Origin of the sequence: Streptomyces sp. YGL11-2 (assembly GCF_050054615.1) — a bacterium.
Taxonomy (GTDB): domain Bacteria; phylum Actinomycetota; class Actinomycetes; order Streptomycetales; family Streptomycetaceae; genus Streptomyces.
Genome location: NZ_JBNHIN010000004.1, coordinates 71,518 through 78,216 on the forward strand (window position 1 = coordinate 71,518; position 6,699 = coordinate 78,216).

The following is a 6,699-nucleotide window of genomic DNA, read 5'->3' on the forward strand; positions in this document are numbered from 1 at the left end:
GGGGCCCGTCCGGTGGGTCGCCGATCCGACCCCGACCCACCGGGGGCAGCACCTAGCCGAGGCGCCGGCCCTCGTCCGCCGCCGCCCGCATCAGCACGTCGGCCAGCTCGCCGGGCCGGGACAGCATCGGGTAGTGCCCGGTGTCCAGGTCGAAGAAGCCGACCCGGGGTTCGGTGAGGATCGCGTAGCGGGGGTCGCCGGTGGCCACCAGCGCTTCCAGGGTGGCGATGCTCGTGCCGTGGGCGGTGCAGAACACGCCGGTGGCCGGCATCTCGGCCGCCGCGCCGGTGAGCCGCAGCGGCCGGGTCAGGGTGGCCAGCGGCTGCGGCGCGGCAAGCCGCTCCAGCCGCTCCCGGGCGGCGGGCGTCACACCGGCGAGGCTGCCCCACAGCTGCTCGTCGGCGAGCGGGGGCGGCGGGAGCCGCCATCCCGCGCCGAGCTCCTCGGCCCGCCGCAGCAGCCGGTCCCGTACCACCGGGTCGGGCATCACGTCGAACCCCGTGTCGCCGTCGGCCGGCATGCCGGTGTCCAGGTAGACGACCCGGCCGACCAGGTCCGGTCGGCGGTCGGCGGCGCCCAGGGCGGGGAGCAGGCCGTAGCAGTGCCCCACGACCACCGCGTCCCTCGGCTGTTCGTGGGCCAGCACCTGCACGACGTCCTCGACGTGCGTCTCCAGGTCCGTCTCCCGGCCGGCCAGATGGCGCCGGTCGCCCATCCCCGTGAGCGTCACCGGGTGGGCGTCGTGTCCCCGCTCCCGGAGCCGCGCGGCGACCTCGCGCCAGATCCAGCCGCCGGTGTAGCCCCCCGATACCAGAACGAACGCGGTCATCCTCGCTCCTCGTTGTCGTGACGGTGCCCGGCTCGCCGTGGCGGACGCGGCGCGCCGGGCGGTGACCGGCCGCGTCTGCCAGGACCGTAGAAGCTCCCGCTACGGGAGATTCAAGGCCGCGGGCGGGCGCGGGGACGACCGGTGCGGCGCCCGGAGTTCGTCCGGCGGCTTGTGCACCACCCGTTCAAGCCGCCGGGCCCGTCGACTACAGTTGAGGAATTCCGCTATTCAACAGATGAACGCGATGGCCGGTCGGCCTGAACGCGGAGGGCATGCGTGGGCGGTTTCGCCGAGTCGGTTCGGGAACGGGTGCGTGCGGCACGGGCTGCCGTCGCGGCGGCGCGTACGGCGGACGACGCCTATGCCCTGGCCGTCGCGGAGGACGAGCTGGACGACGCGCTGCGGATCGCGCGCAGCGTCGGCGTCGACCCCGACGGCGGGACCGCGTCCGGCGCGCAGGGCGGGGCGGCCGAGTGAGCGGCGCGGCGGCGCGGGTGGCTCGCACCGCGTGCGGCGCCACCGGATCCGGGTGACCCCGATGGCCGGCGCACCGCGACGCAAAGGACCGCCGCCGTGGCGCGCGGTCCGCTCCCGCACCTGCATACCCGCGGCCTCCCGTGCGGGCACCGCACGGCCCTGCCGGGGGCGCCACCACCTCGGCCCCGGCGCGCTGCGCCCGCCGCGCGGACACCGGCGCGCCTGCCCGGAGATCGCCGCCCGCCATCTGACGTCCCCGCGCTGCGGCGTCCGGCGGGCCCGGGTCACCGCCGACCGCCCCGGCACCCGGCTGGCGCGGCTGCCCGGCACCGTCCTGGTGACCCACCGGACGGCGACGTACGAGGCGGCCCGGCGCAGCCTGTGGATACGGGTGCTGTTCGCCGTCGCGGTCACCAACCTGGTGCTGGCCTTCCTGGCGATGGTCGTCTACCTGGGACGGCACGCGGGCACCTGACCCCCGCCGCCCCGGCCGCTCACCCCGGCTCCCGGGCCCGCCACAGCCACACCGCATCCCGCCCGAACGACCACACCAGCAGCGCCAGCGCCCCCGCCACCGCGCCGAACTCCGCCTCCCGCGGCACGATCCCGGCCGCCGCCACCACCAGCACGATCCCCTGGCACGCCGCCACCGTCTTGCGGGCCGTGCTGTGCGGCAGCGCGGCGCGCAGCCACGGCAGCGCCCAGGACGCGGCGACGAAGGCGTAGCGCATCGCGCCGATGGCCGTCACCCACGGGCCCAGCGCCCTCGCGACGTACATGCTCAGCACCAGGATCAGGAACGCGTCGACCTCCATGTCGAAGCGGGCTCCCAACGGCGTCGCCGTCCCGGTACGCCGGGCCACCCGGCCGTCCACCGCGTCAAGGACCAGCGCGACGGTGGCCAGTCCGATCAGCCCGACCAGCGCCGTCACCGCAGGCCGCCGGCCGAAGGAGTCGGCGACCAGGGCGGTCACCCCGCCGACCAGCGTGGCGCGGGCCAGGGTGACGCGGTTGGCCGGACCGAACGAGTCCGGCCAGGACCGGCACAGCGCGCGGGTGAGCGTGGCCACGGTGGCCACCGCGAAGACGGAGCCCGCCAGCCACCCCGCGGTCCCCAGCCCGACGGCCCGGCACAGCGCCTCCAGCAGCACCAGCTGCGCGACCGCGCCCGCGGCGGCGTCCGGGGCGAACGGCCTTGTCCCGTACTGCCGTTGTACGGCCATCGTGCCTCCCGGTGCGTCTGGCGGACTCGATGGGCGCCGCGTATCGTGACGGCGTCACCAAGATCCGCACCGTGCGTTCTCCAGCATCGACGACGCATCGCAACACCGTCCAGGAGGATTCGGTTGCCGCGCGCCGCCCGGGCATTCTGGCTCGGCTCCCCAGGTCAGGGCGAGATCCGGACCGCTGACCTGCGGCGGCCCGGCGCCGGCGAGGTGCTGGTGCGCACGCTCTACTCCGGCGTGAGCCGCGGGACCGAGAGCATCGTCTTCCGCGGCGGCGTCCCCGAGAGCCAGTACACCGCGATGCGCGCGCCGTTCCAGGAAGGCGGGTTCCCCGGGCCGGTCAAGTACGGCTATCTCAATGTGGGCGAGGTGGAGGAGGGGCCCGCCGCGCTGCTCGGGCGGACGGTCTTCTGCCTCTTCCCGCACCAGACGCGGTACGTCGTCCCGGTGGCCGCGGTGACCGCCGTCCCGGACACCGTGCCCGCCGCCCGGGCCGTGCTGGCCGGCACCGTCGAGACCGCGGTGAACGCCCTGTGGGACGCCGCGCCGCTGCTCGGCGACCGGATCGCGGTGGTCGGCGCGGGCATGGTGGGCTGTGCGGTCGCCGCCCTGCTGGCCCGATTCCCGGCCGTCCGCGTGCAGTTGGTCGACCCCGACCCGGCGCGGGCCGCCACCGCCGCGGCACTCGGGGCCGGCTTCGCGCTGCCCGCCGACGCGGACGGCGAGTGCGACCTTGTCGTGCACACCAGCGCCACCGAGGAGGGACTGGCCCGCGCCCTCGAACTGCTCGCCCCCGAGGGCACGGTGATCGAGCTGAGCTGGTACGGCGACCGGCGGATCAGCCTGCCGCTGGGGGAGTCCTTCCACTCCCGGCGGCTGGTCGTCCGCAGCAGCCAGGTCGGCGCGGTCGCCCCGGCCCGGCGCGCCCGTCGCACCTTCGCCGACCGTCTCGCGCTCGCCCTCGACCTGCTCGCCGACCCCGCCTTCGACGCGCTGATCACCGGCGAATCCGCCTTCGAGGAGCTGCCGTCCGTCCTGCCGCGGCTGGCCTCCGGCGAACTCCCGGCGCTGTGCCACCGCATCCGCTACCCGGCGGCCGGGCCGCTCCCCGGATAGCGGCCGGCGCCGACCGAGCCATCCGCACCGCGACACCACCCGGAGGAACACCGTGTTCAGCATCACCGTCCGCGACCACCTGATGGTGGCCCACAGCTTCCGCGGCGCGGTCTTCGGGCCCGCGCAGCGCCTGCACGGCGCGACCTTCATCGTGGACGCCACCTTCCGCCGCCCCGAACTCGACGCCGACAACATCGTGGTCGACATCGGCCTGGCCACCCAGGAGCTGGGCGCGGTGGTCGGCGAGCTGAACTACCGCAACCTCGACGACGAACCCGCCTTCGCCGGGACCAACACCTCGACCGAGGCCCTGGCCAAGGTCATCGCCGACCGCCTGGCCGACCGGGTGCACGCCGGCAACCTCGGCGAGGGCGCCCGCGAACTGGCCGGGATCACCGTGACCCTGCACGAATCCCATATCGCCTGGGCCAGTTACGAGCGCACCCTGTGACCCGGCACGGGTCCCGCCGGTGACCCGCGCCGGCACCGCGGAACCGGCCCGGGAGGTGCACGTCGTGCTGCCCGGGGGCATCGCCGAACCGGCCGCGCCGAGCGGCGGCAACACCTACGACCTGCGGCTGTGCCGCGACCTCCCGGACCGGGGCTGGCGGGTCCGCCGCCTCGCGGTGCCCGGCGCCTGGCCCCGGCCGGACCGGGCCGACACCGCCGAACTGGCCCGCCGCCTGGCCCAGTTGCCCGACGGCGCCGTGGTCCTCCTCGACGGACTGGTGGCCTGCGGCGTTCCCGACGTCCTGGCTCCCGAGGCGGTGCGGCTGCGGATGGCCGTACTGGTGCATCTGCCGCTCGCTGACGAGACCGGACTGGCTCCCGGGGTGGCGGCGGACCTGGACGCCCGCGAGCGGCGCGCCCTGCACACCGTGCGGGCGGTGATCGCCACCAGTGAGTGGGCCGCCGGCCGGATCCGCGCGCACCACGGGCTGGCGGCGTCCCGAGTCGCCGTCGCCCGGCCGGGAGTTGCCGCCGCGCCGCCGGCGCCGGGCACCGACGGCGCAGGCCGGCTGCTCTGCGTCGCGGCGATCACCCCGCGCAAGGGCCACCACCGGCTGGTGGACGCCCTGCTGACGCTCGCCGACGACGTCCCGTGGACCTGCGATCTCGTCGGCGGCACCGGACGCGACGCCCGCTGTGCGGACGAACTGCGGCAGCAGGTGCGGCGATCGGGCCTCGACGGGCGGATCCGGTTCGCCGGGCCGCGGGCCGGCGCCGAGCTGGACGCGTATTACGCCGCCGCCGATCTGCTGGTGCTCGCCTCGTACGCCGAGACCTACGGCATGGTGCTCACCGAGGCGCTGGCGCGCGGTGTTCCGGTGCTGGCCACGGCCGTGGACGGGGTCCCGGAAGCGGTGGGGAGGGCCCCCGACGGGAGCGTGCCCGGAATCCTCGTACCGGACGGGGAACCGGCCGCGCTCGGTGCCGCGCTGCGGGCCTGGTTCGGCGACGCCGGGCTGCGTCAGCGGTTGAAGATCTCGGCGCGCGGACGGCGTGCCATGCTGGAGGGGTGGGAGATGACGTCGCACAGTCTGGCGCACGTGCTGGAACGGCTCCGGGACGAGCCCTGGAGCCGGTGATGGGCGGGGTCGGCAGGCCGCGGTTCTGTCCGCAGTGGCTGGAGTTGCGGGAGCGGGCCGATGCCGCCGCCCGCGCGCCGGAGCTGCTGCGACCGCTGCGCGGCTGGTCGCCCGCCCTCGACCCGGACCGGACGCCAGACCCGGACGGTCTGGTGATCCGCGACCTGGGCTGCGGTACGGGCTCCATGGGGCGCTGGCTCGCGGTCCGGCTGCCCGGTCCGCAGCACTGGATCCTCCAGGACCACGACGCGGTGTTGCTCTCCCGGGCCGCCGTGCGGATGCCGTCAACCGCCGCCGACGGCAGGCCGGTTACCGCGGTCGTGGAGCTGGGCGACCTGGCCGCGCTGACCGTCCCCGCCCTCGCGGGCACGTCCCTGGTCACCGCCTCCGCCCTGCTCGACCTGCTCACCCGGGAGGAGTTGGAACGGGTCGCCGAGGCGTGCACCGGCGCCCGGTGCCCGGCGCTGTTCGCGCTCTCGGTCACCGGGCGGGTCGAACTCACCCCGCACGATCCCCTCGACGCCGAGATCGCCGCCGCCTTCAACGCGCATCAGCGCCGGACGGACGGCGGACGGCGGCTACTGGGGCCGGATGCGGGGCCGGCTGCGGTCGAGGCGTTCGAGCGGCGCGGGGCGACGGTGGTCACCCAGGCCAGCCCCTGGCGGCTGGGCGGCCCCGAGTGCGCGCTGACCGAGCAGTGGCTGCGCGGCTGGGTGGGCGCCGCCCGCACCCAGCGGCCGGGGCTGGCACGGGCGGCCGACGCGTACCTGCGGCGCCGGCTGGAGGCGTGCGCGGCCGGGGAGTTGGGCGTCGCGGTGCACCACACGGATCTGCTGGCGCTGCCGGGTCCGTACGGCGCGGAAGGCGGGGCCGGGGGATGAACCGGCGGGTCCGGTCCTGGCTGCGGATGCTCGCGGGACTGGGCATCCTGGCGCTGCTGGTGCGGCATCTGGGATCGGCCGCCTTCCTGGACGGGCTGCGCCGGGTCGACGCCGGCACGCTGCTGGCGGGGTTCGGCATCGGTGTGCTGACGACCGTCTGCAGCGCCTGGCGGTGGTGCCTGGTGGCCCGCGGCCTGGGCCTGCGGCTCCCGCTCGGCCGAGCCGTCGCGGACTACTACCGGGCACTGTTCCTGAACGCGGCGCTGCCCGGCGGCGTGCTGGGCGACGTCCACCGCGCCGTACGCCACGGCCGCGACGCCGGGGACCTGGGGCGCGGGGTGCGGGCGGTGGCGCTGGAACGGGCCGCGGGCCAGGTGGTCCTGGTCGCGGTGGGCGCGGTGGTGCTGGCCGCGCGGCCCTCGCCCGTGCTGGCGCCGATCGGCCGGGCCGCGGGCGCGCCCGGGGCGGTGCGCGGGGCGCTGCTCGCGGTGGCGGGGGCGGGTGTCCTGGGCATCGCCGTGGCCGCGCTGGTCCGCCGCCGGCGGCGGACCAGCGCGGCCACGGCGATGCCCAGGACACCC

Annotated in this window: 9 protein-coding genes; 7 read left to right on the top strand and 2 right to left on the bottom strand. The window is 76.5% G+C overall.

The window, feature by feature from the left end:
- Positions 1 to 52: 52 nt before the first annotated feature.
- On the bottom strand, positions 53 to 829 hold the full coding sequence (locus tag ACO1BR_RS06660) for an alpha/beta hydrolase (protein ID WP_426794071.1): 777 nt from the start codon (positions 827 to 829) through the stop codon (positions 53 to 55).
- 276 nt (positions 830 to 1,105) lie between these two features.
- On the opposite strand from ACO1BR_RS06660, the gene ACO1BR_RS06665 reads away from it, so the two are divergent.
- A complete protein-coding gene (locus ACO1BR_RS06665; RefSeq protein ID WP_426794072.1) occupies positions 1,106 to 1,306 on the top strand; it encodes a hypothetical protein in 201 nt (66 codons plus the stop codon).
- A 61-nt stretch (positions 1,307 to 1,367) separates the two neighbouring features.
- Positions 1,368 to 1,781 carry a DUF6126 family protein gene (locus tag ACO1BR_RS06670; RefSeq protein ID WP_426794073.1) on the top strand — a complete coding sequence of 138 codons (414 nt, stop codon included), beginning with the start codon at positions 1,368 to 1,370 and terminating at the stop codon, positions 1,779 to 1,781.
- A gap of 19 nt (positions 1,782 to 1,800) precedes the next feature.
- On the opposite strand, the gene ACO1BR_RS06675 is transcribed toward ACO1BR_RS06670, so the two are convergent.
- Positions 1,801 to 2,529, bottom strand: a complete 729-nt coding sequence (locus tag ACO1BR_RS06675) for a CDP-alcohol phosphatidyltransferase family protein (RefSeq protein WP_426794074.1) — start codon at positions 2,527 to 2,529, stop codon at positions 1,801 to 1,803.
- 123 nt (positions 2,530 to 2,652) lie between these two features.
- Here ACO1BR_RS06675 and ACO1BR_RS06680 point away from each other — a divergent pair, with 123 nt between their 5' ends.
- The 5 genes from ACO1BR_RS06680 to ACO1BR_RS06700 form a co-directional block, all read left to right on the top strand.
- Complete coding sequence (locus tag ACO1BR_RS06680; protein ID WP_426794075.1) at positions 2,653 to 3,648, top strand: zinc-dependent alcohol dehydrogenase; 996 nt, start codon at positions 2,653 to 2,655, stop codon at positions 3,646 to 3,648.
- Between the two features lie 52 nt (positions 3,649 to 3,700).
- Positions 3,701 to 4,099 (top strand): 6-pyruvoyl trahydropterin synthase family protein, encoded by a 399-nt coding sequence (locus ACO1BR_RS06685; RefSeq protein ID WP_426794076.1) that lies wholly within the window; start codon positions 3,701 to 3,703, stop codon positions 4,097 to 4,099.
- A 19-nt stretch (positions 4,100 to 4,118) separates the two neighbouring features.
- Positions 4,119 to 5,237, top strand: coding sequence for a glycosyltransferase family 4 protein (locus tag ACO1BR_RS06690; RefSeq protein ID WP_426794077.1), 1,119 nt, complete (start codon positions 4,119 to 4,121; stop codon positions 5,235 to 5,237).
- Positions 5,237 to 6,118: a class I SAM-dependent methyltransferase gene (locus ACO1BR_RS06695; protein ID WP_426794078.1), complete on the top strand. Its 882-nt coding sequence runs from the start codon at positions 5,237 to 5,239 to the stop codon at positions 6,116 to 6,118. The genes ACO1BR_RS06690 and ACO1BR_RS06695 overlap by 1 nt, the downstream gene beginning before the upstream one ends.
- Positions 6,115 to 6,699 (top strand): lysylphosphatidylglycerol synthase domain-containing protein (locus ACO1BR_RS06700; RefSeq protein ID WP_426794079.1); only part of this gene is annotated, 585 nt, incomplete at its 3' end. The genes ACO1BR_RS06695 and ACO1BR_RS06700, both read left to right, overlap by 4 nt.